This is a genomic window from Candidatus Mycobacterium wuenschmannii (assembly GCF_030252325.1).
In the GTDB taxonomy this organism is placed as follows: domain Bacteria; phylum Actinomycetota; class Actinomycetes; order Mycobacteriales; family Mycobacteriaceae; genus Mycobacterium; species Mycobacterium wuenschmannii.
In genome coordinates this window covers 4,578,485-4,604,667 of record NZ_CP126981.1, presented here as the reverse complement: position 1 = coordinate 4,604,667, position 26,183 = coordinate 4,578,485, and the positions used below count along the sequence as shown (strand labels likewise).

The window sequence follows — 26,183 nt, the reverse complement described above, 5'->3', positions numbered from 1 at the left end:
GATGTGTCGGTGCCCCCGACCGCCGAGCGCAACGTCCGCGACGAGTTGCTGCGCGTCGCCGTCGACACGCTCAATCAGGACGGGCCGGACGGGCTGCAGACCCGCAAGATCGCGAGCGCTGCGGGCACCTCGACGATGGCGGTGTACACGTATTTCAGCGGGATGCCCGGCCTGATCGCCGCCGTCGCCGACGAGGGTCTGCGCCAGTTCGACGAGGCGATGACGATGCCGGAAACCTCGGATCCCGTCGCCGATCTGATGGCCACGGGCATCGCATACCGGCGCTACGCGATCGAACGGCCGCACATGTACCGGTTGATGTTCGGCAGCACCAGCGCGCATGGCATCAACGCGCCGGCTCACAACGTGCTGACGCTGACCCTGGCCGAGATCAACGACCACTACCCCAGCTTCGCGCACGTCGTGCGCGGTGTACACCGATCGATGCAGGCCGGGCGCATCGATGGCGCACCCGACGACGACGCTGCCGTGGTGGCCACCGCCGCGCAGTTCTGGGCCGCGATCCACGGCTTCGTCATGCTCGAGTTGGCGGGGTCCTATGGCGCGCAGGGCAGCGCCGTCGGCCCGGTGCTGGCCGCGTTGACGACGAACTTGCTTGTCGCGCTGGGTGACTCACCAGAGCTGGTGCGTAAGTCCCAGCTGGCCTCGGTCCAGCGCTAGATACACGAAACCCCCGAAACCCATTGGGCTCCGGGGGTTTTCGCGTGTAGAACTACTTGACGGTAACGGTGGCGCCGGCGGCCTCGAGCTTGCTCTTGGCCTCGTCGGCGGCCTCCTTGGGGGCCTTCTCCAGAACCGGCTTCGGCGCGCCGTCGACCAGGTCCTTGGCTTCCTTCAGGCCAAGGCCGGAGACGATCTCACGCACGACCTTGATGACGCCGATCTTCTTGTCACCGGCGGCCTCGAGGATGACGTCGAATTCCGACTGCTCCTCGGCGGCCTCGGCGGGGGCACCACCGGCGGCGGGGCCGGCGGCGGCGACGGCGACCGGAGCGGCCGCGGTGACCTCGAAGGTCTCCTCGAACTTCTTCACGAACTCCGAGAGCTCGAGCAGGGTCAGTTCCTTGAAGGCGTCGAGCAGTTCGTCAGTGGAGAGCTTGGACATGTTGTGGGTCCTTCCTGGGTGTTACGGGTTATTCGGTGGTTTCGGCGGGGGTTTCCGCAGGTGCTTCGGTTGCCTCGGCGGCGGGGGCCGCGGCTTCGGCCGGGGCCTCGGCGGCCTTCTTCTCTTGCAGCGCAGCGGCGAGCCTGGCCACCTGCGACGCGGGCGCGTTGAACAGCCCGGCCGCCTTGGACAGGTTGGCCTTCATCGCTCCGGCCAGCTTGGCCAGCAAGACTTCGCGCGACTCAAGGTCGGCGATCTTCTCGACTTCGGCGACGGACAGCGCGCGGCCGTCCATGTAGCCGCCCTTGATGACCAGCGCCTTGTGGTCCTTGGCGAACTTCTTGATCGCCTTGGCGGCGTCAACGGCTTCGCCGCTGACGAACGCGATCGCGGTCGGGCCGACGAACAGCTCGTCGAGGCCCTCGACGCCGGCTTCCGAAGCAGCGCGCTTGATCAGCGTGTTCTTGGCGACCGAGTAGGTTGCCGTGCCGGCAAGCGACCGGCGCAGCTCGGCCAGGTTGCCGACCGTCAGGCCGCGGTAATCGGTGATCACGGTGGCGGTTGACGCCTTGAACTGCTCAGCGATGTCTGCAACGGCGGTGGCCTTGTCAGCCTGGGCCATGCATCCCTCCTAGGGTTTTCTCCGCCCGGAAAACGACAAACGCCCCGAACGCAGGATGCGGTCGGGGCGCGAAGAAGCTGCCTCGTCCTCCTGCGTGGGTCGTCCGGTGTTCCCGGACCTTCAACCGATTGCTCGGTGACCGACGGTCTTCGGTGGATCGCCGACCACCATACAGTGCAGCGCCGCGATCAGCCAAAACGACGAGTCTCAGCCGTCACGGCTCCGGGGGATGTGCCGAGTTGCCCGCCTTCGAGCGAATTTGCCGCGGCGCGCAGCGCCAACTCTCGCTGACGAATCCGATACTCGGTACCGCGCGGCATCTCGCCCGGGCTGTACATGCCCCACCCAACCCGGCGCACCCTGCCGCGCCGGCACTCCCACCGCAGCGCGTCCGATACCGACTTATTGGCCGGGGTGTCGACGCTGAATCCGTGGTGGGCAAGCGCCCCGACAAGCTCTCCAATTGTCGACCGACCGTGTCTAGCCAGATGCATCGTGAGCACGTAACGCAATTCGATCCCGCGTAGCTTCCTCATCGACGGAACCTCGCACGCCGGTCCGACACCCCCGCTAAATTCGCTCGAAGGCGGGCAACTCGGCGCATGGCCAGGCCCGGTGACTCACGTGACGGATGAGACCAGCGCGGCGGCACCGATCAGCCCCGCATCACCTCCGAGCGCAGCCGGCACCACCTGGATGTCGCGGACGAAGCTCAAACCGGCGTAGTTCGCCAGCGCCGCTCGCAGCGGATCGAAAAGGATCGGGCCGGACTTCGCGACTCCCCCGCCGATGACAACCAGATCGAGGTCGCACGTCGCGCCGACGGACGCGATCATCGCCGCAAGCGCCGTGGCGCCGCGCTGAAATGCCTGCAGCGCCACGGGTTCACCGGCTTCGGCGGCCCGGCCGAGGGCGGCGGCGTCCGGCGGGCCGGCCCAGCCGTTGGCCAGGGCCCAGCGCGTCATCCATGGCCCCGATGCAAACGTCTCGACGCAGCCGTGGCCTCCGCACGGACACGGCTGCCCACCTTGATCGACGACGACGTGGCCGACGTGCCCCGCATTGCCGGTGCGTCCCTGGTACGGCTTGCCGTTGAGCACCAGTCCGCCGCCGACGCCGGTCGACACGACCATGCCCAGCATGAAGGGGGCACCGCGGCCGGCACCGCGCCAATGCTCGCCGAGTGCCATGCAGACGGCGTCGCCGGCCAGTTGTACCGGCACGCTCGGCATCGCGGCCGCGACCCGGTCACGCAGTGGAAACCCTTGCCAGGACGGAATGTTGACCGGGCTGACGGTGCCGTCCGTGGCATCGATGGGACCGGCGGAGCCGATGCCGACCGCGCGGATCGCTCCTTCGGCGACCTGGGCGACATCGCCGATCATCCGCGCGACGACCTCCCAGACATTTTCTGCGACTTTGTCTTTGGGAGTCGGCTCAATCGCGCGGTGCACCAGCTCGCCTGCCGGATCGACGAGTCCGACGGCGATCTTGGTGCCGCCGATGTCCAGAGCGAGGGTCAGCATCGGGGCTCAGTGCCGATGGGTGTTGTCAGGCTGGCGCGGGTCTCCCGGGTGCTCGTAGCCGGGCGAGAGTTGGACCAGGTCGGCGCGGCGCCGATCGAGCCACACCCGAAACGCGCGCCGATGCGCGGCGGCCAGCAGATGCTCGGCGATCAGCGGGCGCACCACCGCGAACGGCGGGACGACTACGGCCGGGGCGCGCCAGCCGTAGTTCTCGCGTCGACAATCGCCGAACCGCAACGGGTTTCGATCGTGGTAGGCGGCGATCTCGTCATCACCGACGCGGACGTCGGCCGTGATCACGACGAACAGGGCCCGCGCGCGGACGTCGCCCAGCGCCGCTGCGGCGATGCTGCCGATCTCGAGGCGGGCGGTGATGTCGGGAAGCAGATCGTCCTCGGTCGGTACGCCGTCCACCGTCAGGCCTCGGGCCGCGGCCTCGACGGCAACCACGCGTTCGGTGACGATCAACTGGGTCAGCCAGCGGCGTAGTTGCCGACCCTCGCTGGTGCCGGGCATTGGCAGCGCGGACGCCATCGAGCCGCCGCGCAGCCGCGCTTCCCGGACGTCGACCTCGTCGACCGGTATCGGAATGCCGTCCACGACAGCGATATTCACGAGACGATCACCTTCACCGCCGGCGAGTAGACCAGTCGGCCGGCGCAGCCGATCCGGATCAGCGCCCACCACTGGCCGGGTTCGACCCAGGCCGGGGGGCGCACGTCGAACGCAATCTCGACGCGGCCGCGGGCCGGCACCACGGCGCCGAGCACGTCCGGTCCAATCCACTCCCACGTGCCCCATGGGCTGATCAGGTGCGCCTCCAAGCTCAGCTCGGCGCCGGCGGTCGTGCCGACCGTCGCGGTCAGCCGGGCCGAATCACCGGCGGCGACAACGACATCGGTGGGCTCGTCAGACAGATAGATCAGCCCGCTGTCGTCGGCGCCACCAACCGACACCAGGGCGATGTCCTCCACCACTTGATGCCACGACGCGGGCACCCCGGCGCCGTTGACCATCAGCTGCGCGCGAATCGGGTACACGCCGGGCTCGGCGTCCGCAGGCACCTTCACGACGATGTCGGATTCCAGGTGTTCGCCGGCCGGCACGCTGAACGGCAGCAGCGCGGGGCTGACCGACCAACCCGGCGGGCAGACCACCGAGACCGTGCCCGACAGCGGAGCATCGCTGCTGTCGCTGGCCAGGGTCAGGCGTACCGACACGTTCGCACCCGCATCGGCCGTGAGCTGGTGCGGGTGCAAATGCGCGACGGCGGGCAGCCCGCCCAGCGGCGCCGGCCCGCGGTTGTGCAGCCAGTAGCGCGCGTACAACGGTTGCGCTATCTCGGCATCCGTTGCCAGCGTGGTGTTTTCGGCGTCGAGCAGCCGGGACAGGTCGAGTCGGGCCAGCGCGGTGCCGATCTGATGCCCGTGCAACGTACCGAGGTGACCCTGCCCGAGCGGTCGCTCCAGCAGATCCGCCGACCGCAGCTCCGACACCGTGCCCAATGGTGAGCGCACCACGACATCGGCCTCGCCGCCGCGGGTTTCGACCAACCGGATCGCGACGTGGCCGGTGTCGACGCGCTGCGAACTACCGTGCGCCAGTGGGTTTCCGGCCGCCTTCAGCGCGCCCAACTGCACACCGGCCGGCTCGACCTGCAGCAGTGAGCCCGCCGCGGCCAGTCCTCCGAGCGACTTCGTGGACGACACCGGCAGCAACGGATGCGAGAACTCCGCGCTGCGTTCCGGAATGTCGGCGTGCCGCCAGTCGCCACCGCCAGACACCAGCGCATAGTCGAAAGTATGTGTCCAGTGCTGCAATTGGAAGTTGGAGCCGTCGGGCGCGGTACGCCGCGGCTCGTCGATCCAGACCCCGGACGGCCAGCCGGTGCAGGATCGCATCAGCGCGGTATGCAGTGTGCCGTCGGTCTCGACGGCGAAGCTGGGCACGCCGCGGTTGCACAGCGCGACGGTGCGCGACTCGAATTCCTGCAGCCCCGACGGCACCTGCTGCTCGACGACGATCTCCGCATCGGCCAGGTCGTCGGCCACCGCGGCGATGGCCTTGGCGAGGTGCGCGTCGTCACGCCCGGTGATCACCAGCACCGGCAACGCCCGCGCGTCGCGGAGATCGGCGTCGGGAATCCAGCCGTCCGCCAGCGGCGCCGCGGCGGGCACCCACACCCGGGCGTGGCCCGTCTCGGCCAGTTGCCGCGTGACCTCGTGGGCGTAGGCTGTGTCGGCGGCCGCCAACACCGCCTCGGTAAACGCGCTGTCCCCCAACGCGATCCGGGTATCCGGCAGATTGGAGTCGACGCCGAGCAGCCCGTACCGCGGCTTGTCGGCACTACTGCAGGTCGCCGTGACCCCGGCCCGCACCAGCGCCACCAACAGGTCGCGGGCCAACTCGCCGCTGAGCGCCTCGGTCGGGGCGACGACCTCGGCGACCGACACCGCGCGCACACCGTCGCCGACGCGCACCCGCGCCGCCGACGACAAGCCGAACCAGCCGTAGGCCGGGTTGTCCAGCGTCCACGGATGGTCGGCAGTGTCCACTGACTCGGTGTCGTTGTGCAGCAACGCAAAACCTCGACCGACGACGGCGTCGCCGACCTCACTGACCGGCATCGCCCCCGGCACCGGACAGGGCCAGCGCAGCCGCAACAGTCGGTCCTCGCCGACGAAGTCATCGATCGTGGTCGAGCAGTCCACCCGGTCGACACCGCGCCACAGCGTCAGCGTCTGGGTGTAGCGCAACAGGTCACCGATCCGACCGCGAACCACCAACCGGCGGCCCAGCGGGCTGCGATAGGCGCGCACCTCGGCAGCCGATTCCGACGAGCCCACCACCGGCCCCTTGGGCAGCAGATGCCACGGCCCTTCGCCACCGACCGGGTGTGCCGGATACTCCTCGTAGACCGCCAGCTCGTTGCCGACCCTGCCATCGGCGATCAGCTGCTTGCCGTCGCGCACCAGCGACACCACGCCGCCGCCGCGCGTCGGATCGACCGCCAGCCGGTAGTGCTCGTTGGCAATTTCGTTGCCCTCCAAAAGCTCCCAACCACTATCGGCGTCGCCGCCGGCGACTATCGAGAAGGCCCGCCACCCCAGCGACGGCACGTCGCGGGCCAGCCAGCTGACCGACCGGCCGCCGTGTTCGACGACCGCGGGCAGCGCCGCACCCTCGTGGTCGAGCACCCGCACACGAGCACCGACAGGGTCGGCAAACCGCGCGGTCGCGACGTCGGTCCGATTGTGCGCCAACGTGTTCCACACCACCACGTCACCGTCGACCGCGCTGGACAACAGCGCGAGCGCGTTGTCGCGGGCCGACCTTCCGAGCTCCCACGCGTCGCGCCAGCCGGTCAGCAGATCGAGGTAGACCTGGTCGGACTCCGAGCCGGTGATCGCGTCATGGTGGGCGCCGTAGGCCAACTGCACCCACGCCTTGGCCAGCGCGGCCTGCGGATACTCGGCGCCGGCCAGCTGGCCGGCGAACACCGCGAACTTCTCGGCGTCCAGCACCGCGTCTTCGGCGGCGCGGTTGGCCTGCTTGGTGTCGATGAACGACACGTCCTTGCCGGTGTAGATCGGGTTCATGTCGCGGGTCTGCGGCGACGGCGCCTCGCCGCGCTCATCGAGCTCGGCGCGCACCGCGGCGAAGAACTCGCACGGGAGCGCGCAGACGAACCGCGGCCAGGTGTAGCGCGCGGCCCAGTCGCGGTGAATCTCGGTGACCCACTTGTTCGGTGGCGTGTAGTCGGTGCCGACCGGTAGGAGCACGTTGCGGGTCAGCGCGACCTTCTTGAGCTCCGCGAACAACTCGTAGCAGGCCTGCTCGGCCTCTGCGACCGTCGTCGACTCGTCCATCCACCAGCCGGCCGAATAGTGCGCCGGCATGTAGTGCGTCAGCAGCCCGCGGCCCGACGGCGAGATCCACTCGAACTCGCTGCTGAACTGCATGCCCGCGACGCCGCCCTCGCTGTGCATCGGACCCCACTGGTGGTGCGGCCCGCGAGCCCACGAACTCGAGGTCAGTCCCGCATCCGCGGCCATGCCCGGGAACTGCGGGTCATGCCCGAACACGTCGAGCTGCCAGGCCGTTTCCGGGTCTCCCCCGAGCACGTCACGTTGAAACCCAATGCCGTGCACAAAGTTTCGGATCGTCGTCTCGGCGCTGGTGAGGTTGGTATTGGGTTCGTTGTAGGTGCCGCCCATGATCTCGACGCGACCCTGTTTCATCAGCCGACGCAGGTCGGCGCGGTCCTCGGGATGGGTGTCCCAGTAGGGCTTGAGGTAGTCCACCTCGGCGAGGACGAACTTGTATTCAGGCTCTCGGCGGGCCATCTCCAGATGCGCGTGGACCAGTTCAAAAGCGTTGGTCTGACGGGCTTTTCCGGGCGGATCCTCGGTCCAGAGGCTGGTGTAGGCCCCCTGGGTGTTCCACCACACCGGGTCGTAGTGGAAGTGGCTGATCATGAACATCGTCCAGCCGGGTTCGGCGACGACGAACTCGAACGGGGTCGCGACACTCGAGACGTGGACGGACGCGGTCCGTCGCTGCGCGACCACCGGATCGGTGACCGACACCGGTACCTCGACGACGTCCACGCCGGTGGCGAAACCGCTGAGTCCGTCGCCGGAAACGCGAACCTCCACCGGGCCCGCGGCCCCGTCCAGGGTCACCCGAACCACCTGCAGTGGGGCTTCCGAAGGCCCCACGAAAAGCTCCGTCGACTCCGCCGACTTCACCTCCATTCCCGCACCCTACGACGTTGATGTCGTAACCGGGTGGAAGGCTTGAGGCACGTCTTGCGAAAGGACCGCCGATGCCTGCTCTCGCCTCGCCCGTCGCCGACGAACGCAGCGCACTGCGCGAGTTCCTCGCCTATCACCAGAGCGCATTCTTCGCGGTCGCCTACGGGCTGACCGACGAGCAGGCCCGGTCGTCGCCGACGGTCAGCGACCTCTCGGTCGGCGGGCTGATCAAGCACGTCACCGCCATGCAGCGCACCTGGATGTCCCGCGTGGCCGCGGCGCCGGACGCCCCACGGAAAGACCCCCGCCCGTTCGACGAGATCGCCCAGGATTTCGCCGACCAGCATGTGATGCGGCCCGACGAGACGCTGGATGGCCTGCTCGAGAATTTCCGAAGCGAGAACGCCAAGTCGCTACAGCTGGTCGACACCGCCGATCTCGAGGCGAAAGTGCCTGTGCCGCAGGATATTCCATGGTTCCCGAAGGGCATCAAGGGCTGGTCGGTTCGCTGGGTGATCCTGCACGTGATCAACGAGCTGACCCGGCACTCCGGCCACGCCGACATCGTTCGCGAGAGCATCGACGGCGCCACCATGTACGAGCTGCTGGCGGCGCTGGAGGGCTGGTCGATCGAGGGCTGGGTGCAACCGTGGAGGCCGAGTGGAGACGCGTAGCGGTGTCGCGCCCAACGGCGAAGTCGAGCTGTACTACGAGGACCTCGGCGACCCGCGGGACCCCGCCGTCCTGCTGATCATGGGCCTGGGCGCGCAGTTGCCGATGTGGCCGGACGGATTCTGCGCGCTGCTCGTGCGGCAGGGCTACCGGGTGATCCGCTTCGACCACCGCGACACCGGGCTGTCGGCCAAGATGCACGGCCAGCGCGCCGCGGGCTCGGTGTACCGGCGGGTCGGGCGCTACCTGGTCGGGCGCGGCAGCGACGTGCCCTACACCCTCGAAGACATGGCACACGACATCGTCGCGCTACTCGACCACCTCGACATCCGCGCCGCGCACGTCGTCGGCGCCTCGATGGGCGGCATGATCGCGCAGATCCTGGCCGCCACCGAGCCGGACCGGGTGGCCTCGCTGGCCATCGTCATGTCCACCACCGGCAAGCCGTTCTCCCGGCTGCCGGCCTGGCGGGTGATCAGGCTGGCGTTCGGCGGGCCCAAGAAAGACGCGACCGACGAGGAGAAGCTCGCGTTCGAGATGCGCAACGTCGCGGTGTTCAACGGACCGAACTTCCTGCCGCCCGAGTCCGAGCTGCGCAGCCGGGTCCAGGCGCTGGCCGAGCGGTCCAGCTATCCCCCGGGCATGCTGCGGCAGTTCGACGCCGTGCTGGGCACTGGCAGCCTGCTGCGGTTCAGCAAGGCGATCACCGCGCCAACGGTGGTTCTGCACGGCTCGCACGACCCGATGCTGAGGCCCCGCAACGGCCGCAATGTCGCCGCCGCCATCCCGAAAGCCCGATACGTGGTGATCGACGGCATGGGCCACGACCTCCCCGAACCGGTGTGGCGGCCGATCGTCGAGACCCTGACCGAGAACTTTGCCAGGGCCGCGGCGCCGTGAGCGGGCTCACAGGAATTGGGACTTGATCCGGCCGATTTGAGACACTGCAATCATGAGTTCCAACAACCACCGCGGGGTTGCCAGGCTCGACCGGGTGCCGTTGCCGGTCGAGGCGGCTCGCATCGGCGCGACCGGTTGGCAGCTCACCCGCACGCTAGCCCGCATCCTGACCACGCTGCCCCGCAAGGGTCCGCTGCAGCAAAAGGCGATCAAGCAGCTCCCCCAGACCTTCGCCGACCTTGGTCCGACGTACGTCAAATTCGGCCAGATCATCGCGTCCAGCCCGGGTGCCTTCGGCGAGCAGCTGTCCCGTGAGTTCCGCGGCCTGCTCGACCGGGTTCCGCCGGCCGACAAGGACGCCGTCCACAAACTCTTCAAGGAGGAGCTCGGCGGCGATCCGCAGGACCTGTTCGCCCACTTCGACGAGGAACCGTTCGCCTCGGCGTCCATCGCGCAGGTGCACTACGCCACGCTGCACAGTGGCGAAGAGGTGGTCGTCAAGATCCAGCGGCCGGGCATCCGCCGCCGGGTCGCGGCCGACCTGCAGATCCTCAAGCGCTTCGCCCAGGCCGTCGAGCTGGCCAAGCTGGGCCGCCGGCTGTCGGCGCAGGACGTGGTCGCAGACTTCTCCGACAACCTGGCCGAGGAACTGAGCTTCCGGCTGGAAGCACAGTCGATGGAGGCCTGGGTCTCCCACCTGCAGGCGTCGCCGCTCGGCAAGAACATCCGGGTGCCCCAGGTGTACTGGGACCTGACCTCGGAGCGGGTGCTGACGATGGAGCGGGTGCAGGGCATCCGCATCGACGACGTCGCCGCCATCCGCAAGGCCGGCTTCGACGGCACCGAGCTGGTCAAGGCGCTGCTGTTCAGCCTCTTCGAGGGTGGGCTGCGGCACGGCCTGTTCCACGGCGACCTGCATGCCGGCAACCTCTATGTCGACGACAAGGGCCGGATCGTCTTCTTCGACTTCGGCATCATGGGCCGCATCGATCCCCGGACCCGTTGGCTGCTGCGCGAACTCGTACACGCGCTGCTGGTGAAGAAGGACCACGCCGCGGCCGGCAAGATCGTCGTCTTGATGGGCGCCGTGGGCACCATGCGGCCCGAGGCCGAGGCGGCCAAGGACCTGGAGAAATTCGCCACCCCGTTGACCATGTCGACGCTCGGCGACCTGTCCTACGCCGACATCGGCAAGCAGCTGTCGGCGCTGGCCGACGCCTACGACGTCAAGCTGCCGCGCGAGCTGGTGCTGATCGGCAAGCAGTTCCTCTACGTCGAGCGCTACATGAAGCTGCTGGCCCCGACGTGGCAGATGATGTCCGACCCGCAGCTCACCGGTTACTTCGCCAACTTCATGGTCGAGGTCACCCGCGAACACAACGAATCGGAACTAGAGGTCTAACGCATGCAAATCCGCACCGGCACAGCACGTTCGGGCGATTTGGACATCTACTACGAGGACATGGGCGAGCCGACCGACCCGGCCGTCCTGCTGATCATGGGCCTGGGCTCACAGCTGCTGCTGTGGCGTGACGGGTTCTGCGAGAAGCTCGTCGCGCAGGGCCTGCGGGTGATCCGCTACGACAACCGCGACGTCGGGCTCTCCAGTAAGACCCAGCGGCGCAGCAACGGCGGCGCGATGATCCCGAACATGGTCAGGTTCTTCCTCGGCATCCCCGGAAAAGCCGACTACCGCCTGGAGGACATGGCCGACGACGCGGCCGCGCTCCTCGACCACCTCGAGATCGACCGCGCCCACATCGTCGGCGCCTCGATGGGCGGCATGATCGCGCAGATCTTCGCGGCGCGATTCAAAGCCCGCACCCGATCGCTGGCAATCATCTTCTCCAGCAACAACCGGCCATTCCTACCGCCACCGCACCCGCAAGCCTTGTTGGCGGTACTGAGGGGCCCGTCGCCGAACTCGCCGCTCGACGTGATCGTCGACTACTCGGTGAAGGTCTGGCGGATCATCGGCAGCCCGAAATACCCGGCCCCCGAACAGCGGCTCCGCGCCGAGGCCATCGAGGGCTACGAGCGCTGCTACTACCCGTGGGGCACGGCCCGCCACTTCAGCGCGATCATCGCCAGCGGCAGCCTGGCGAAGTACGACAAGCAGATCACCGCGCCGACCGTCGTCCTGCACGGCAAGGCCGACAAGCTGCAGCTACCGTTCTTCGGCCGCGTCGTGGCCCAGACCATCCCGGGCGCTCGCCTGGTGTTGTTCGACGGGATGGGTCACGACCTGCCCGAACAGCTGTGGGACCAGATCACCGGCGAGCTGACCACGAATTTCGCCGATTCGGCCTGACCAGGCAAAGCGGCTAGGCTGACCCTCGGATCGCCGGGGGGCGGCAGTCTCATCCAGCCAAGGGTGGACACCAAAAATCCAGGAAGGCGCGCAGCGCAATGGCCCAAAAGCTGAGGCCGCATTTCGAAGACATCCAGGCCCACTACGACCTGTCGGACGAGTTTTTCGCACTATTTCTCGACCCGAGCCAGACCTACAGCTGCGCCTATTTCGAGGAAGACGACTACACGCTCGAGCAGGCGCAGCAGGCCAAGGTCGACCTGGCCCTCGGCAAGCTCGGCCTGGAGCCGGGCATGACGCTGCTCGACGTCGGCTGCGGTTGGGGCAGCACGATGCGCCGCGCCGTCGAGAAGTACGACGTCAACGTCATCGGCTTGACCCTGTCCAAGAACCAGGCCGGCTACGCGCAGAAGACCCTGGACGCGATCGACAGCCCCCGCACCAAGGAAGTCCGCCTGGCCGGCTGGGAGGAGTTCAGCGGGTCGGTCGACCGGATCGTATCGATCGGAGCTTTCGAGCACTTCGGCCACGACCGCTACGACGACTTCTTCGCGATGGCCAACAACGCGCTGCCCGACGACGGCGTGATGTTGCTGCACACCATCACCGCGCTGGTGCCGGCACAGATGACCGAGCGCGGCATGCCGCTGACGTTCGAACTGGCCAGATTCATGAAGTTCATCGTCGACGAGATCTTCCCCGGCGGCCGGTTGCCGTCGATCGAGATGGTCGAGGAGCGCTCCGCGAAGGGCGGCTTCACGCTGACCCGTCGGCAGTCGTTGCAGCCGCATTACGCCCGCACGCTGAACTGTTGGTCCACCGCGCTGGAGGCGCACAAGGACGAGGCCATCAAGATCCAGTCGCAGGAGATGTACGACCGCTACATGCATTACCTGACCGGTTGCGAAAAGGGTTTCCGGGTGGGATATGTCGATGTCAACCAATTCACCCTGGTGAAATGACGCGCGTTGTTGCTCCGGCGTCTGATAGGGCCGGGTATTGTGCTTTCGCAACCCGGGTGCGGTCATACCCCGGGCCAGTAGGAAAGGGTTAATACACGCTGATGCCTGAGAACCAAGACGGCTCGATACAGACACGGACGCGTCCGGAAGACATCCAGGCGCACTACGACCTGTCCGACGACTTCTTCGGACTGTTCCAGGATCCGACGCGGACCTACAGCAGCGCCTACTTCACCAGCGAGGACCAGTCGCTGGAGGACGCGCAGATCGCCAAGGTCGACCTGAACCTCGACCAGCTGGACCTCAAGCCCGGCATGACGCTGCTCGACATCGGCTGCGGCTGGGGCACCACCATGCGCCGCGCGGTGGAGAAGTACGACGTCAACGTCATTGGCCTGACGTTGTCCAACAACCAGCACGCCCGCGCCCAGCAGGTGCTGGACGGCCTGGACACCGACCGTTCACGCCAGGTGTTGCTGCAGGGCTGGGAGGACTTCCACCAGCCGGTCGACCGGATCGTGTCCATCGAGGCGTTCGAGCACTTCGGCTTCGAGAACTACGACCACTTCTTCAAGAACACGTTCAGCATCATGCCCGACGACGGGCGGATGACCGTGCAGAGCAGCGTTGCGTACCACCCGTACGACCTCAACGCGCGGGGCAAGAAGGTCACCTTCGAGACGGCCCGGTTCATCAAGTTCATCCTCACCGAGATCTTCCCCGGCGGCCGCCTGCCGTCGACCGGCATGATGGTCGAGCACGGCGAGAAGGCGGGCTTCGTTGTGCCCGAGCCGATTTCGCTGCGCGAGAGCTACATCAAGACGCTGCACCTCTGGGGTGACGCGCTCGAGGCCAACAAGGACAAGGCCATCGAGATCCAGTCCCAGGTGGTATACGACCGGTACATGAAGTACCTGCGCGGCTGCGAGTTCTACTTCTCCGAGGAGATGTTGGACGTCAGCCTGGTCACCTACCTGAAGCCCGGCGCCGCGGCCTAGATCTTTTTCGCCGGACCCTGTCGGATTCGGACTGCGTCGTTCGTCGGACAGGTAGAGAGTGGGACATCGGGTTCCGCTCACTACCGGAGGTGACGACGATGCAGTACCTCGCTTTGCTGTTCCACGAAGAGCGCGATCTCACGCCTGACGAACGCGCCGTCGTGTCGGCGGCCTACCAGAACTTCCATGCCGAGGCCGGATCCGCAATCCGCGCCGGTGACGCGCTGTTGCCACAGTCGACCGGTACGCGCATCTCGGGCGGGCCCGACGCTCCCACCGACGGCCCCTTCGTCGAGGCGGCCGAGATCGCGGGCGGCTATTACGTCTTCGAGGCCGAAAACCTGGACGATGCACTGGAACTGGCGCGCAATATTCCCTCGGCCCAGTTCGGGGCCGTCGAGGTCCGGCCGATCTTTCACACCGTCGACGATGCGTGGTCGCGCAAGGACGCCCAGTGGCTGGCCCTGCTGCTGGAGCCACCGGGCGGCGCCAACGTTCCGGGCACCCCGGAATGGGAGGCCGAGGCCGCGCGCCACTTCGACTTCGCGGCGGCGGCCGGCGATCAGATCGTCGGCGGCGCAGCCCTGCACGAGCCGGCGACGGCGACCACCGTGCGGGTCCGCGACGGCGAGGTGCTGCTGACCGACGGGCCGTTCGCGGAGAGTGCGGAGATCGCCACCGGCTTCTACCTGCTGTCCACTGCGGACCGCGACGAGGTCGTCAAACTGGCGTCGAAGATCCCCGCGACTGCGGTCGAGGTCCGGCAACTGGCACAGGTGTCCGGGCTCTAAATCACCAATGGTCAACCTGGACGGCGTCTTTCGGCGCGAGTGGGGTCCGGCCGTGGCCGCCCTGGCCCGTTGGTCGGGCGACCTCACGGTCGCCGAGGACGCCGTTCAGGAGGCCTTCGCCGAGGCGTTGCGGGCCTGGCCCCGCGACGGCCTACCGGACAACCCCGGCGGTTGGGTGCTGACCGTAGCGCGCAACCGCGCCCGCGACCGGTTGCGTCGCGAAACGGTGCGGCCGGGAAAGGAATTGGCCGCAGTGGTGGATGAGATACAGCGGCGGACCGAGGTGGACGTCCAACCGGTCCGCGACGACGAGTTGCGGATGATGTTCACCTGCGCGCATCCGGCACTGGACCGGTTGTCACAGCTGGCGCTGACGCTGCGACTGGTGTCCGGGCTGACCGTCGCCGAGATCGCCCGCGCGCTGCTGCAGACTGAAGCGGCTGTCGGACAACGCATTACCCGGGCCAAGACCAAGGTTCGACACGCCAACATCCCGCTGCGAGTGCCGCCGGCCGAGCTGCTCCCGCAGCGCACCCCGCATGTGCTGAGCTGCATCTACTCGGTGTTCACCGAGGGCTACTGGTCGACGGCCGGCCCGTCGGCGATCCGCGACGAGCTGTGCGACGAGGGCGTTCGGCTGGCCACCGAGCTGTGCACGCTGATGCCGACCGAGCTCGACGCCCACGCGCTGGCCGCCCTTGTGCTGCTGCATGATTCGCGACGGGCGACCCGGGTCGACCACGACGGCGCGCTGGTGCCGCTCGAGGAGCAGGACCGCGGCCGCTGGGACCGCGGCCGGATCCGCCGCGGCCTGGATCGGCTGCGGCTGGCCCGCGGGTCCACCGGCCCCTATCTGCCGCAGGCGGTGATCGCCGCGGTGCATGCGACCGCGACGTCGTGGGAGCAGACCGATTGGCGCACAATCTGCACCGCCTACGACAAGCTGGCCGTCATGACGGATTCACCGGTGGTGCGGGCGAACAGGGCCCTGGCGGTCGGGTTCCGCGACGGGCCGGACGCCGGCCTGTCGGCGCTGGAGCGAGTCGCGCACGATCCGCGCCTGAAGCGATCGAATCTGGTGGCATCGGTGCGGGCCGACCTGTTGCGTCGCGCCGGCAGGCGCGACGAGGCGCTCGCGTCATATCGAGAGGCGTTGGCGTCCAACGGTTCCGAGCCCGGACACGAATACCTGAGGCGAAGGATCGTGGAGTGCGGCGGCTAGTGCCGGGCAGCCGTGGCCGCACCGCGAGAGTGCAACTACTGACACATTTTTCGAGTAGAGGCGTCGCTAGTTGCACTCTCGACGCATCGGGGCGTGGCCGCGCCGGCTGACGTCGAGCGAGAAGACTTACGCCTCGGCGAAGTTACGGGTGACCGCGGGGTCGACCGGGATGCCCGGACCGTTGGTCGTCGAGACCGTGATCTTCTTCAGGTAACGGCCCTTCGAGGACGACGGCTTGTGCCGCAGCACCTCGTCGATCGCGGCGCCGTAGTTCTCGGCCAGCGCCTTCTCGTCGAAGGACGCCTTGCCGATCACGAAGTGCAGGTTGGCCTGCTTGTCGACGCGGAAGTTGATCTTTCCGCCCTTGATGTCGTTGACGGCCTTGGTGATGTCCGGGGTGACGGTTCCGGTCTTCGGGTTCGGCATCAGGCCACGCGGGCCGAGGATGCGGGCGATCCGGCCGACCTTGGCCATCTGGTCCGGCGTCGCGATCGCGGCGTCGAAGTCGAGGAAGCCGCCCTGGATTTTCTCGATCAGGTCGTCGCCGCCGACGATGTCGGCGCCGGCCGCGGTGGCCTCTTCGGCCTTCTCGCCCACCGCGAAGACCGCGACGCGGGCGGTCTTACCGGTGCCGTGCGGCAGGTTGACCGTGCCGCGGACCATCTGGTCGGCCTTGCGCGGGTCGACGCCCAGGCGGATGGCGACCTCGACGGTCGAGTCCTGCTTGGCCGACGACGTCTCCTTCGCCAGCTTCGCGGCTGCCAGGGGGCTGTAGAGGTTGTCGCGGTCGACCTTCTCCAGCGCCGCGCGATATGCCTTGCTGTTCTTGCTCATTCGTGCATCCAATCTCAGTGTTGGTTGTGGTTGGCGGGCCGAAGCTGGCCCTCCCACGTTTCAGCGGATCTTCCCGCCGAAGTCCTATTCGACGGTGATGCCCATCGACCGGGCGGTGCCGGCGATGATCTTGGCGGCGGCGTCGATGTCGTTGGCGTTGAGGTCGGCCTTCTTCGTCTCGGCGATCTCGCGGACCTGGTCCCAGGTGACCTTGGCGACCTTCTCCTTGTGCGGCTCGGGCGAGCCCTTGGCGACCTTGGCGGCCTTGAGCAGCAGGCGCGCGGCCGGCGGCGTCTTCAGCGCGAAGGTGAAGCTGCGGTCCTCGTAGACGGTGATCTCCACCGGGACGACGTTGCCGCGCTGGGCGTCCGTCGCGGCGTTGTACGCCTTGCAGAACTCCATGATGTTGACGCCGTGCTGACCGAGCGCCGGACCGACCGGCGGCGCGGGGTTGGCTTCCCCGGCCTTGATCTGCAGCTTGATCAGCCCGACGGCCTTCTTCTTCGGGGCCATGAGTGTGGTGTTCCTTTCTATGGCCGGACTCCTCAGCGGGACCGCCCGCATCGTCGTCCGACGCCGTAACTACTAAATCTTCGAGACCTGGGTGAAGCCCAGTTCCACAGGTGTTTCGCGGCCGAAGATGGACACCAGCACCTTGAGTTTCTGCTGTTCGGCGTTGACCTCGTTGATCGTCGCCGGCAGCGTGGCGAACGGCCCATCCATGACGGTGACCGACTCGCCGACCTCGTAGTCCACCTCGACCACGGGACGTTCCAGACCGCCCTCGGCAACCGCGGTCGCGGTGCTGGCGGCGCCCTTGACGGGCTTCTTCGCGGCGCCCTGCGGCAGCAGGAACTTCACCACGTCGTTGAGTGTGAGCGCCGACGGCTTGGAGGTCGCGCCGACGAACCCGGTGACACCCGGGGTGTTGCGAACCGCGCTCCACGACTCGTCGGTGAGGTCCATCCGCACCAGGATGTAGCCCGGCAGCACCTTGCGGTTGACCTGCTTGCGTTGGCCGTTCTTGATCTCGGTGACCTCTTCGGTGGGCACTTCCACCTGGAAGATGTAGTCGCCGACGTCCAGGTTCTGCACACGGGTCTCGAGGTTGGCCTTCACCTTGTTCTCGTAGCCCGCGTAGGAGTGAATGACGTACCAGTCGCCGGGCTTCGAGCGCAGCTCAGCCTTCAGCGCGACGGCGGGGTCGACGTCCTCGTCCTTGGCCGGCTCCTCGGCGGCGGCCGGCGCTTCAGCGGCGGCCGGCGCTTCAGCGGCCTCATCTGCGCCGAGCGCCGCGGCCGCCTCCGACACTGCCTCGGCCGTCGATTGATCCAGCGACTCGGCGGTCCTGCTGGCGATCGTGGTCGCCTCGTCGGCAGCCTCGATGCGCGCGTCAGACACTTCCGAGGCCGACTGGCCCTCGAAGGAAGTCACTTAATTCAGTCCTCTCATCATGCTCAGCCGAAGACCAGCAGGACTAGCTTGGCCAAGCCCAGATCCACCAGGCCGATCAGCGTCACCATGAACACCAGGAACGCCAGCACCACCGAGGTGTAGGAGCCCATCTGCTTGCGGTTGGGCCAGATCACCTTGCGCAGTTCGGCAACGACCTGCTTCAGGTAGGTCAGGACGAAGACGAACGGGTTGCTAGACGGCTCGTCGGATTTCTTGGCCTTCTTCGCCTTTTTGGCTTTCTTGCCGGAGTCGTCGGAGTCGCTGTCGGTGAGTTCGACCGCGCCGGTCGCGTCGTCCGCGTCGGGCCGCTGGCGGGACCGCTTGCCGGTGGGCCGCTGCGGCGTCACCACCGCGGTGCGACCGCCCTGCGGGTCGTCGGATCCGCCGCCGTCGGCTGCGGCGTCGGCATCGACGCGTTCGTCGCTCACCGCATGCTCCTTCGTTCATTCGTGTGCGTGGTGGTCACCTTCCAGTGTCCACCATTTCAGGTCCGACTCCTCCTCGGGCCGTTCCGGCCCGCATCGTCTTCGGACGCATTTCAGGTCCGACTCCTCCTCGGGCCAAACCGGCCCGCATCGTCTTCGGACGCATCGCAGGGGCGACAGGACTTGAACCTGCAACCTGCGGTTTTGGAGACCGCTGCTCTGCCAGTTGAGCTACGCCCCTTCGCTGGTTGGCAGGCCAACCTGCGCTTGTCGGGGCCTTCCAGCACGCGCGCTTCGCCCACTCAAGGGAAAAGACGCTGATACTGGGAAAACCCCGAGGTCCGAGTGTACAGCGGTGCAGGTGTCAGGTACTAATCACGCGGTCCTGACGACCTGGCCGCTCTCCATGTCCCATTTGAGGTTGACCGAGTTGTCGCCCTCGTGGCCCATCACCGTGGTGTAGGACTCCAGGACAAGCTCGCCGTGCTGATCGGTCAACGTATTGCGGGTGACGACGATATCCGCCCCGAATCGCTCCACGACCGAGTCGATCTCCATCCGGGCGTGCAACTCGTCGCCGACCAGGATCGGCCGGTGGAACACGAATTTCTGGTCGACCTGCACGATCTGCATGGTGTCGTAACCGGTATCGACCTTGCGCATGAAGTCCGCCTGGACCAGCTTCGCGAGAATCGTCACGAACGTGGGCGGCACCACCAGATCGGCGTGGCCGAGCTCGGCGGCGGCGTTTTCGTCCTGGTGAGCCGCGTCGTCGGCCTTGACCGCCAGCGCGAAGTTGCGCACCTGCTCCCGACCCACCACGAAGCGCTCGGGGTAGTCCCAGACCAGGCCGAGGATGTCGGTGTTGATCGCCATGACCTAGGCCAACTTCGCCGACGCGGTCGCCCGGCCGAAGATCTTCTTGCCGTCGGTGGTGGCGGTCAGCGCAATCGTCACGGTCTTGCTGTCCGGGTCGACCGACTTGATCCGGCCGCTGATCACGACCTCGGCGCCCTTGCCGTCGTTGGGCACCGGTACCACGGCGGTGAACCGAACGTTGTACTCGGTGACGGCTCCCGGGTCACCGACCCACGACGTGACGAAGCCGCCGCCTAGCCCCATGGTGAGCATGCCGTGGGCGATCGCGGTGTCCAGCCCGACGACCTTGGCGATCTCGTCGTCCCAATGGATCGGGTTCAGGTCGCCGGAGACGCCGGCGTAGTTCACCAAATCCTGTCGGGTCAGTGGGTAGACCTTCTCCGGAATTTGGTCGCCCACCTTCACCGAATCGAATTCACGCAGTGGCATCGCTGAAACCTTCTTCTCCTTCACCCGCACGGCCCGCCAGGGTCGTGTAGCCCTCCTGCACGACGTCACCAGCTTCGTTAGTGACGATGTTCTTCAAAACAATGATGTCGGTGCCGTGTGCCTGCCGAACCGAGTCCACGTACACGTCGCAATAGAGCCTGTCACCGGCCTCGATCGGCTTCTGGAATTTCAGAACCTGGTCGACCTGCACGATCTGGGCATCGGTGAGGCTGATGTTCGCGTAGTCGAAAAATGACCTCTGCGCCCGGTAGCCGAATACCGAGATGAAGGTCAGCGGCGCGGGCAACGTCTCGTAGCCTATCTCCGTCGCGGCCTTCTCCTCGAAGAACACGTCGAGATCGTTCTTGACGGCTTCGGCGTACTCGCGGATCTTCTCCCGCTCGACCTGGTAACTGTCGGGGTATCGGTAGTGCATCCCGACGATCTTCTGGCCCAACGACACAGCTCTCGAACCTACCTAGTCAGTCTGAGTAGATAGCTGACGGCACGCGTCAGCGTGTCTCGCGGTGCGCCTGGTGCTTGCCGCAGTTCGGGCAGAACTTCTTGAGCTCCAACCGGTCCGGGTCGTTGCGGCGGTTCTTCTTGGTGATGTAGTTGCGGTGCTTGCACACCTCGCACGCCAAGGTGATCTTGGGCCGTACATCGGTACTGGAGGCCACGTCGGTTCTTCTTTCCGGTCTTCGTTGTTGTCTTGTAGCGATGGCCGGACTTGAACCGGCGACCTAACGATTATGAGTCGTTCGCTCTAACCAACTGAGCTACACCGCCTCGGTACGGGCCACCTGCCCGTTTGGCATCCGCCGAGCCCCCTAACGGAATCGAACCGTTGACCTTTTCCTTACCATGGAAACGCTCTACCGACTGAGCTAAGGGGGCCGCACCCGTAGTGACCGGTTCGGTCAAGCCTCGGGCCTAAAAGAGGGTACAGCCTGCCGCGCGAGGGCACCAAAACGAAGAGGTGCACTCGGCGTCCCTGGTCCCGCTTAGGCTGTTCTGGTGCCCGACACAGACCAGCTGTACTTCCGGCAACTACTCTCCGGCCGCGACTTCGCCAAGGGCGACGGCATCGCCCAGCAGATGCGCAACTTTGCCTACTTGATCGGTGACCGGCGGTCCGGCGACTGTGTCGTCGTCGATCCCGCCTACGCGGCCGGCGACCTGGTCGACACGCTGGAGGCCGACGGCATGCACCTGTCCGGCGTATTAGTCACCCACCACCACCCCGACCACGTGGGCGGCTCGATGATGGGCTTCGAGCTGAAAGGGCTCGCCGAACTGCTCGAGCGGGTCAATGTTCCCGTCCACGTCAATTCCGAAGAAGCGCTGTTTGTTTCGCGCATCACCGGAATTCCGATGAGCGATCTCACCTCGCACGACAACGGCGACAAGGTCAGCGTCGGCGATATCGATATCGAACTCCTACACACCCCGGGCCACACGCCGGGTAGCCAGTGTTTCCTGCTCGACGGCCGTTTGGTCGCGGGCGACACCCTATTTCTCGAGGGTTGCGGTCGCACTGATTTTCCCGGCGGCGATTCCGACGAGATATATCGCAGCCTGCAAAAACTTGCACAGTTATCGGGTGATCCGACAGTATTTCCCGGACACTGGTATTCGGCGGAACCAAGCGCCTCGTTGTCTGAGGTCAAGCGTTCAAATTACGTTTACCGAGTGGCTAATCTGGATCAGTGGCGAACGCTGATGGGCGGCTAACTGTGACGGATATCGGCTCTCCAGCGAATATTCACGCGGCCAAGCGCGTGAAGTAGGCGAAAGCGATGGGTTCTTCGATGGAATGGATCCGCGATCGGTGGCACGAGGTGGCGGGTGCGGGATCCGCTACCTGGTTGGCCTGGGCGGTGTGGGCGCTGCTCGCGCTCGGCGTCACCGCCCTGATCTACACCAACGTGCAGATCCGCCGGAACCGCCGCGCGGCGACGGAAGAACACCGCCCGCACGTCAGCATGTTCATGGAGCCGCACGCCGCGGACTGGCACGTCATCGAACTCGTCGTCCGTAACTTCGGCAAGACCTCCGCCCACGACATCTCCTTCACCTTCCCGCACCCTCCGACCGTCGCCGAGTACGAGAACGCCACCGACGGATACGCCGACGTCGTCGAGCTGCAGCTCCCCAGCCAGTTGCCGACACTGGCCCCGGGTCAGGAGTGGCGCACGGTGTGGGACTCGGCGCTGGACCGCGCGGAGCTCGGCGAGGGCATCGAGTCGCGCTTCCCCGGCACCGTGACCTACTACGACCGGGTCGAGGCTCCGCGGGGATGGAAGTTCTGGCAGCGCGGCCGACGACCGCTGGAAACCAAGGTGGTGCTCGACTGGGCGTCGCTGCCGCCGGTCCAGCGCATCGAGCTGATGACCACCCACGACCTGGCTAAGCGGGAGAAGCAGAAGCTGGAGCTGCTGCGCGGCCTGCTGACCTACTTCCACTACGCCACCAAGGAGACCCGCGCCGACGTGTTCCGCGGCGAGATCGAGCGGATCAACCGCGCGGTGGACGAGACGAAGGATCGCTGGCGGACCCGCCAGATCGACGCGCCGCCGACCGACGTCAGCCTGCGCTGGGGCAACGCCGAGGCCGAACTCGGCAAGCACCGCGGCGAGCGGGTCTGACGCAGTCTGATTCAATCGCTCTATGAGCGGTCCAGTCACTTATCGCCTCGACGATTCAATCGCGTTCATCACCATGGACGACGGCAAGGTCAACGTCCTCGGACCGACCATGCAGCAGGCGTTGCAGGAGGCGATCGACCACGCCGACCGCGACGACGCCGGCGCCCTCGTCATCGCCGGCAACCAGAAGGTGTTCAGCGGCGGCTTCGACCTCAAGGTGTTCAATTCCGGCGACGCCCAGGCTGCGGTGGACATGCTCAAGGGCGGCTTCGAGCTGTCCCACCGGTTGCTGTCGTATCCCAAGCCGGTGGTGATGGCCTGCACCGGCCACGCGATCGCGATGGGCGCTTTCCTGCTGGCCAGCGGCGACCACCGAATTGCGGCCCCCGCGTACAACATTCAGGCCAACGAGGTCGCGATCGGCATGACGATCCCCTATGCGGCGCTGGAAGTGATGAAGCTGCGCCTGACGCGGGCCGCGTTCCAGCAGTCGGCCGGCCTGGCGAAGACGTTCTTCGGCGAGACCGCGGTGGCGTCGGGCTGGGTGGACGAGATCGTGCTGCCCGACATGGTGCTCAGCCGCGCCGAGGAGGCCGCGCGCGAATTCGCGACGTTGAAGCGGCATGCTCACACCGCGACGAAGTTGCGCACCCGGGCCGAGGCTCTGGCGGGCATTCGGGCCGGAATCGACAACATGGCAGACGAACTCGGCGCCTAGGCCTAGCTGGCCGGGCGCCGGAAGCGCTCGAGGTATTCGTCCCAGTTCCACGACTCCAGGAACTCTTCGGCGGCGTTGTGGCCGCTCCGGTAGAGCTCCTGCATCTGCCTGGCACCAATGTTGAAGTCGAGGAACCCGACTTTCGAGGAGTCGACGCGGATCGCGCGCGAGTCCACCCACGGCTGATTCAGGTAGGCCTGGTCGCGGCCGACGATCATGGTGGTGATCAACGCTTCGATCAGCGGTGGGCCGCCGAAGAGCCAATTCACCGGTGCCAGAGCGGGAATTACCTTGTCATTGCCCTGCGGAAGGTTGGGCAGCAGCGTGACGCCGAAGGTCGGCCAGCGCGGCAGCTTGCCGTCGCGACGATCGAAGGAGTCGATCGGGAAGTTCGACAGCATCCCGCCGTCGACCAGCGTCGAGGTCAGGCCCGCCGCGCTCGTCAGCTTGACGGTCTTGAAGAAGAACGGGATCGACATCGAGGCGCGCACCGCGTCGGCGACCGGTTGCTCGTCGGGATCGAGACCGTAGATCCGGCGGTAGTCCCACGGCAGCCGGACCAGCTGGCCGGTGGTGACGTCGGACGCGGTGACCACCAGCCGGTACCGCTGCTCGGGTGGGACGTTGTCGTTCTTGATGGCAAGGTCGCCGAACGTGTGCACCCCGAGATTGGCCAGCTCGGATCTGATCCACTCATGCGCGTAATCGCCTTTGTAGATACCGGTTTCGCTGAGCACACCCCAGGCCGGGCCAAGCAGCGGGATGCCGGTGATCCGGGTCGGGTCGAGGAACTTCTTGTAGGGCAACGTCATGGTGAGCGTCTCGACCTGCTCGGGGGTCAGCTCATCGGCACCGGCGGCCAAGATCGCGCCGACGACCGAGCCGGCCGAGGTGCCGGAGACCCGCTGGATCGAATAGCCGGCTTCGAGCAGCGCGACCGCGGCGCCTGCCAGCCCGATGCCCTTGACGCCGCCGCCAGACAGGACGAGGTCCGCCTTGAGTTCGGAAGTCACGCCCCCACGGTAGCCGCCGGTGTGATAAGCGCCAGGACGGCCTGGTAGCGCCGCGTGACGTCGTCGCGGTCGGCCGGATCGGCGACCGTCGTCGAATTCGAGCGCTGAATCGCCTCGGCTTGGCGGATGAGCGCGGTGCGCCGCTGCCGGTCGGGTACCTGCTCAATCACCTTGGCGATCGCGTCGAGCTGACGAATCATGATGGCAGGCATGCCAATTGCCGCCTGCCTGATGGTGTCGAAGGTGCGCTCGACGAGCCGGTCGAAACTAGGTTGGAACGCGATGACGCGGATGTACCCTTCGGCGTCTCGCCGCACTCGCTGCGGATGCCAGAGTGGAGCGATTCGGCACAGGCAGTCGGCAATCCAGTCGATGCACGTCATGCCGGTGAAGGTGTCGTTGACGGCCGGCGACAGTGCCCGCAGTGCGATCTCGACCAGTTGGTCGAATCCGAACGAAACATCCTGCGGCAGAGTCCGATACGCGCCCGCTACATGGCCCAGCGCCAGTCGCTCCGCGACGGAGCCCGCGGCTTCTGGAGGCCAAACCCGCGCGATCACCTGACCCGCCACCATGAAATGCCCAGGGCGGTGCGGCAACTGGACGACGGCGTTAGCGTTCGCAGCGATCTTGACCAGCACATCGTGCCGGATGACCTGGAGATATCCACTGCGCGGCGTCCGTATCGGAGCGCCGGCCCCGGTCAGCAGCGTCCGCAACTCGTCCTGAGTCGGACCACGGGCCACCCCGACACTGAAAGCATCGGAGTTCTCCATCGCCGTGACTTCGTTGACCAACGTGGTGGCGATGTCCGCGATTACCACGGGAAGCTGAATCATCGTGGCGATGTGGTTGAGGAAGTAGATCAGCACAGCCACGTCGAGCAGCGTGAGCATAAGCGTCACCGTGATCGACAGGTGCGGAACAAAATCACCGTGCGGGCCTCCGCCCACCGAGACCAGCCCGATCATGGCATAGCAGAAGCTGGCCACGAATGCGCCCAACGACAGCTGTGTTCCGGGGTCCCTGACAAAGTTGCGCAGCATCCGCGGGCCGAACTGCGTCGACGCCAGTGTCAAGGCGACGATGGTGATCGAAAAGACGATGCCGACAACGGTGATGATGGCCGCGGCCACGGTTGCGAGCAGGACGCGGGCGACGTCGGCGGTGCCGCTGAGCACCCAGGTCGGCAGTCTGATCAACCCGTCGTACGCCGACCGGTCGATGGCGTAGGTCACCCCGAACAGCATCAGCACGGCAACCGTTTCCAGCACCGGCACCAGCCACAGATTCGTTCGTAGCGCCTCCCGGCGCCAATCGGCCTCGGCGTATAGACCGCGCATTCGACCAAACCCTAGGCTCGGTCGACTTTGCCCGCGCGCGTCTTGACGGATTCTTTACGGCTGCGCCGAAACCCAGTCGTAGGGAAGGAATTTGCCGTCGAACGTCACCACGACACGGTCGCCGGCTGGGTGCGGCTTCTTCTGCATGTCGATGCTGAAGTTGATCGCGCTCATAATCCCGTCGCCGAAGTTCTCGTGGATCAGTTCCTTGAGCGCCGGGCCGTAGACCTGCAGGGCCTCGTAGAACCGGTAAATGGTCGGGTCGGTGGGGACCGCGGTGGGCAGGCCGCCGCGATAGGGCACCGCGGCCAGCACCGGGATCGCCGATTCGTCGAGACCCAGCAACTCGACCAGCACCTTGCCCAAGTTGGCGGGAATCGGGTGCTGGCCGAGCAGAGCCGCAGTCGTCCAGACGACCGGCCGATCGATCGCGTCGGCCAGTTGCTGCCAGGTCAGGCCTTTGGCCAGCCGGGCGAGGACGATCTGCTCGGTGATGTCGTGGCGAGTCATGGGGACCAGCATGCCGGAAGGGCACTGCCGCCACCGACTCAG

Annotated in this window: 29 protein-coding genes and 3 tRNA genes; 12 read left to right on the top strand and 20 right to left on the bottom strand. The window is 66.7% G+C overall.

The window, feature by feature from the left end:
• The first annotated feature begins 9 nt into the window (after positions 1 to 9).
• Positions 10 to 681: a TetR/AcrR family transcriptional regulator gene (locus tag PT015_RS22180; protein ID WP_285187228.1), complete on the top strand. Its 672-nt coding sequence runs from the start codon at positions 10 to 12 to the stop codon at positions 679 to 681.
• A 52-nt stretch (positions 682 to 733) separates the two neighbouring features.
• On the opposite strand, the gene rplL is transcribed toward PT015_RS22180, so the two are convergent.
• The 6 genes from rplL to PT015_RS22150 form a co-directional block, all read right to left on the bottom strand.
• Positions 734 to 1,126: a 50S ribosomal protein L7/L12 gene (gene rplL, locus PT015_RS22175; protein ID WP_285187227.1), complete on the bottom strand. Its 393-nt coding sequence runs from the start codon at positions 1,124 to 1,126 to the stop codon at positions 734 to 736.
• Between the two features lie 28 nt (positions 1,127 to 1,154).
• Positions 1,155 to 1,748 carry a 50S ribosomal protein L10 gene (gene rplJ, locus PT015_RS22170; protein ID WP_285187226.1) on the bottom strand — a complete coding sequence of 198 codons (594 nt, stop codon included), beginning with the start codon at positions 1,746 to 1,748 and terminating at the stop codon, positions 1,155 to 1,157.
• Positions 1,749 to 1,936: 188 nt separating this feature from the next.
• Complete coding sequence (locus PT015_RS22165; RefSeq protein ID WP_285187225.1) at positions 1,937 to 2,284, bottom strand: hypothetical protein; 348 nt, start codon at positions 2,282 to 2,284, stop codon at positions 1,937 to 1,939.
• A gap of 84 nt (positions 2,285 to 2,368) precedes the next feature.
• Positions 2,369 to 3,274: an ROK family protein gene (locus PT015_RS22160; RefSeq protein ID WP_285187224.1), complete on the bottom strand. Its 906-nt coding sequence runs from the start codon at positions 3,272 to 3,274 to the stop codon at positions 2,369 to 2,371.
• A gap of 6 nt (positions 3,275 to 3,280) precedes the next feature.
• Positions 3,281 to 3,889: a DUF7158 domain-containing protein gene (locus PT015_RS22155; RefSeq protein WP_285187223.1), complete on the bottom strand. Its 609-nt coding sequence runs from the start codon at positions 3,887 to 3,889 to the stop codon at positions 3,281 to 3,283.
• Positions 3,886 to 8,031 carry a glycoside hydrolase family 38 N-terminal domain-containing protein gene (locus PT015_RS22150; protein WP_285187222.1) on the bottom strand — a complete coding sequence of 1,382 codons (4,146 nt, stop codon included), beginning with the start codon at positions 8,029 to 8,031 and terminating at the stop codon, positions 3,886 to 3,888. Before PT015_RS22150 ends, PT015_RS22155 begins: the two co-directional genes overlap by 4 nt.
• 71 nt (positions 8,032 to 8,102) lie before the next feature.
• Here PT015_RS22150 and PT015_RS22145 point away from each other — a divergent pair, with 71 nt between their 5' ends.
• From PT015_RS22145 to PT015_RS22110, 8 genes are all read left to right on the top strand, one after another.
• A complete protein-coding gene (locus tag PT015_RS22145) occupies positions 8,103 to 8,705 on the top strand; it encodes a DinB family protein (protein ID WP_285187221.1) in 603 nt (200 codons plus the stop codon).
• Positions 8,692 to 9,603 (top strand): alpha/beta fold hydrolase, encoded by a 912-nt coding sequence (locus tag PT015_RS22140; RefSeq protein WP_285187220.1) that lies wholly within the window; start codon positions 8,692 to 8,694, stop codon positions 9,601 to 9,603. Before PT015_RS22145 ends, PT015_RS22140 begins: the two co-directional genes overlap by 14 nt.
• A gap of 52 nt (positions 9,604 to 9,655) precedes the next feature.
• The gene (locus tag PT015_RS22135) at positions 9,656 to 11,005 is read left to right on the top strand and encodes an ABC1 kinase family protein (protein WP_285187219.1); all 1,350 of its coding nucleotides are present in this window, start codon (positions 9,656 to 9,658) and stop codon (positions 11,003 to 11,005) included.
• 3 nt (positions 11,006 to 11,008) lie between these two features.
• Entirely contained in the window at positions 11,009 to 11,914 is a 906-nt protein-coding gene (locus tag PT015_RS22130) for an alpha/beta fold hydrolase (protein WP_285187218.1), read from the top strand.
• A 98-nt stretch (positions 11,915 to 12,012) separates the two neighbouring features.
• Complete coding sequence (locus PT015_RS22125) at positions 12,013 to 12,876, top strand: cyclopropane mycolic acid synthase family methyltransferase (RefSeq protein ID WP_285187217.1); 864 nt, start codon at positions 12,013 to 12,015, stop codon at positions 12,874 to 12,876.
• Positions 12,877 to 12,977: 101 nt separating this feature from the next.
• Positions 12,978 to 13,874 (top strand): cyclopropane mycolic acid synthase family methyltransferase, encoded by an 897-nt coding sequence (locus PT015_RS22120; protein WP_285187216.1) that lies wholly within the window; start codon positions 12,978 to 12,980, stop codon positions 13,872 to 13,874.
• Positions 13,875 to 13,972: 98 nt separating this feature from the next.
• Complete coding sequence (locus PT015_RS22115; protein WP_285187215.1) at positions 13,973 to 14,665, top strand: YciI family protein; 693 nt, start codon at positions 13,973 to 13,975, stop codon at positions 14,663 to 14,665.
• A 7-nt stretch (positions 14,666 to 14,672) separates the two neighbouring features.
• Positions 14,673 to 15,887 carry an RNA polymerase sigma factor gene (locus PT015_RS22110; protein ID WP_285187214.1) on the top strand — a complete coding sequence of 405 codons (1,215 nt, stop codon included), beginning with the start codon at positions 14,673 to 14,675 and terminating at the stop codon, positions 15,885 to 15,887.
• A 126-nt stretch (positions 15,888 to 16,013) separates the two neighbouring features.
• Here the strand turns inward: PT015_RS22110 and rplA are convergent, their stop codons facing one another.
• The 11 genes from rplA to PT015_RS22055 form a co-directional block, all read right to left on the bottom strand.
• Positions 16,014 to 16,721, bottom strand: coding sequence for a 50S ribosomal protein L1 (gene rplA / locus PT015_RS22105; protein WP_285187213.1), 708 nt, complete (start codon positions 16,719 to 16,721; stop codon positions 16,014 to 16,016).
• Between the two features lie 84 nt (positions 16,722 to 16,805).
• Positions 16,806 to 17,234 carry a 50S ribosomal protein L11 gene (gene rplK / locus PT015_RS22100; protein WP_285187212.1) on the bottom strand — a complete coding sequence of 143 codons (429 nt, stop codon included), beginning with the start codon at positions 17,232 to 17,234 and terminating at the stop codon, positions 16,806 to 16,808.
• 72 nt (positions 17,235 to 17,306) lie between these two features.
• Positions 17,307 to 18,032: a transcription termination/antitermination protein NusG gene (gene nusG / locus PT015_RS22095; protein WP_390888049.1), complete on the bottom strand. Its 726-nt coding sequence runs from the start codon at positions 18,030 to 18,032 to the stop codon at positions 17,307 to 17,309.
• Positions 18,033 to 18,178: 146 nt separating this feature from the next.
• A complete protein-coding gene (secE, locus tag PT015_RS22090; protein ID WP_285187211.1) occupies positions 18,179 to 18,604 on the bottom strand; it encodes a preprotein translocase subunit SecE in 426 nt (141 codons plus the stop codon).
• A gap of 165 nt (positions 18,605 to 18,769) precedes the next feature.
• A tRNA-Trp gene (locus PT015_RS22085) sits at positions 18,770 to 18,842 on the bottom strand.
• A 134-nt stretch (positions 18,843 to 18,976) separates the two neighbouring features.
• Positions 18,977 to 19,477 (bottom strand): (3R)-hydroxyacyl-ACP dehydratase subunit HadC, encoded by a 501-nt coding sequence (gene hadC, locus PT015_RS22080; RefSeq protein ID WP_285187210.1) that lies wholly within the window; start codon positions 19,475 to 19,477, stop codon positions 18,977 to 18,979.
• Between the two features lie 3 nt (positions 19,478 to 19,480).
• Positions 19,481 to 19,909: a (3R)-hydroxyacyl-ACP dehydratase subunit HadB gene (gene hadB / locus PT015_RS22075; RefSeq protein ID WP_285187209.1), complete on the bottom strand. Its 429-nt coding sequence runs from the start codon at positions 19,907 to 19,909 to the stop codon at positions 19,481 to 19,483.
• Positions 19,896 to 20,345, bottom strand: a complete 450-nt coding sequence (gene hadA / locus PT015_RS22070) for a (3R)-hydroxyacyl-ACP dehydratase subunit HadA (RefSeq protein ID WP_390888048.1) — start codon at positions 20,343 to 20,345, stop codon at positions 19,896 to 19,898. Before hadA ends, hadB begins: the two co-directional genes overlap by 14 nt.
• A gap of 76 nt (positions 20,346 to 20,421) precedes the next feature.
• Entirely contained in the window at positions 20,422 to 20,589 is a 168-nt protein-coding gene (gene rpmG / locus PT015_RS22065) for a 50S ribosomal protein L33 (protein ID WP_003898538.1), read from the bottom strand.
• 35 nt (positions 20,590 to 20,624) lie between these two features.
• Positions 20,625 to 20,698 (bottom strand) — tRNA-Met (locus PT015_RS22060).
• Positions 20,699 to 20,733: 35 nt separating this feature from the next.
• A tRNA-Thr gene (locus PT015_RS22055) sits at positions 20,734 to 20,806 on the bottom strand.
• Between the two features lie 120 nt (positions 20,807 to 20,926).
• Here PT015_RS22055 and PT015_RS22050 point away from each other — a divergent pair.
• From PT015_RS22050 to PT015_RS22040, 3 genes are all read left to right on the top strand, one after another.
• Positions 20,927 to 21,643, top strand: a complete 717-nt coding sequence (locus tag PT015_RS22050; RefSeq protein WP_285187207.1) for an MBL fold metallo-hydrolase — start codon at positions 20,927 to 20,929, stop codon at positions 21,641 to 21,643.
• A 65-nt stretch (positions 21,644 to 21,708) separates the two neighbouring features.
• A complete protein-coding gene (locus PT015_RS22045; RefSeq protein ID WP_285187206.1) occupies positions 21,709 to 22,557 on the top strand; it encodes a hypothetical protein in 849 nt (282 codons plus the stop codon).
• Positions 22,558 to 22,579: 22 nt separating this feature from the next.
• A complete protein-coding gene (locus PT015_RS22040) occupies positions 22,580 to 23,275 on the top strand; it encodes a crotonase/enoyl-CoA hydratase family protein (RefSeq protein WP_285187205.1) in 696 nt (231 codons plus the stop codon).
• Positions 23,276 to 23,277: 2 nt separating this feature from the next.
• On the opposite strand, the gene PT015_RS22035 is transcribed toward PT015_RS22040, so the two are convergent.
• The 3 genes from PT015_RS22035 to cynS are packed head-to-tail and all read right to left on the bottom strand — an operon-like array spanning position 23,278 to position 26,141.
• Complete coding sequence (locus PT015_RS22035; protein ID WP_285187204.1) at positions 23,278 to 24,288, bottom strand: patatin-like phospholipase family protein; 1,011 nt, start codon at positions 24,286 to 24,288, stop codon at positions 23,278 to 23,280.
• The gene (locus PT015_RS22030) at positions 24,285 to 25,631 is read right to left on the bottom strand and encodes a DUF2254 domain-containing protein (RefSeq protein WP_285187203.1); all 1,347 of its coding nucleotides are present in this window, start codon (positions 25,629 to 25,631) and stop codon (positions 24,285 to 24,287) included. Before PT015_RS22030 ends, PT015_RS22035 begins: the two co-directional genes overlap by 4 nt.
• Before the next feature lie 54 nt (positions 25,632 to 25,685).
• Positions 25,686 to 26,141 (bottom strand): cyanase, encoded by a 456-nt coding sequence (gene cynS, locus PT015_RS22025; protein ID WP_449247460.1) that lies wholly within the window; start codon positions 26,139 to 26,141, stop codon positions 25,686 to 25,688.
• Positions 26,142 to 26,183 lie beyond the last annotated feature (42 nt).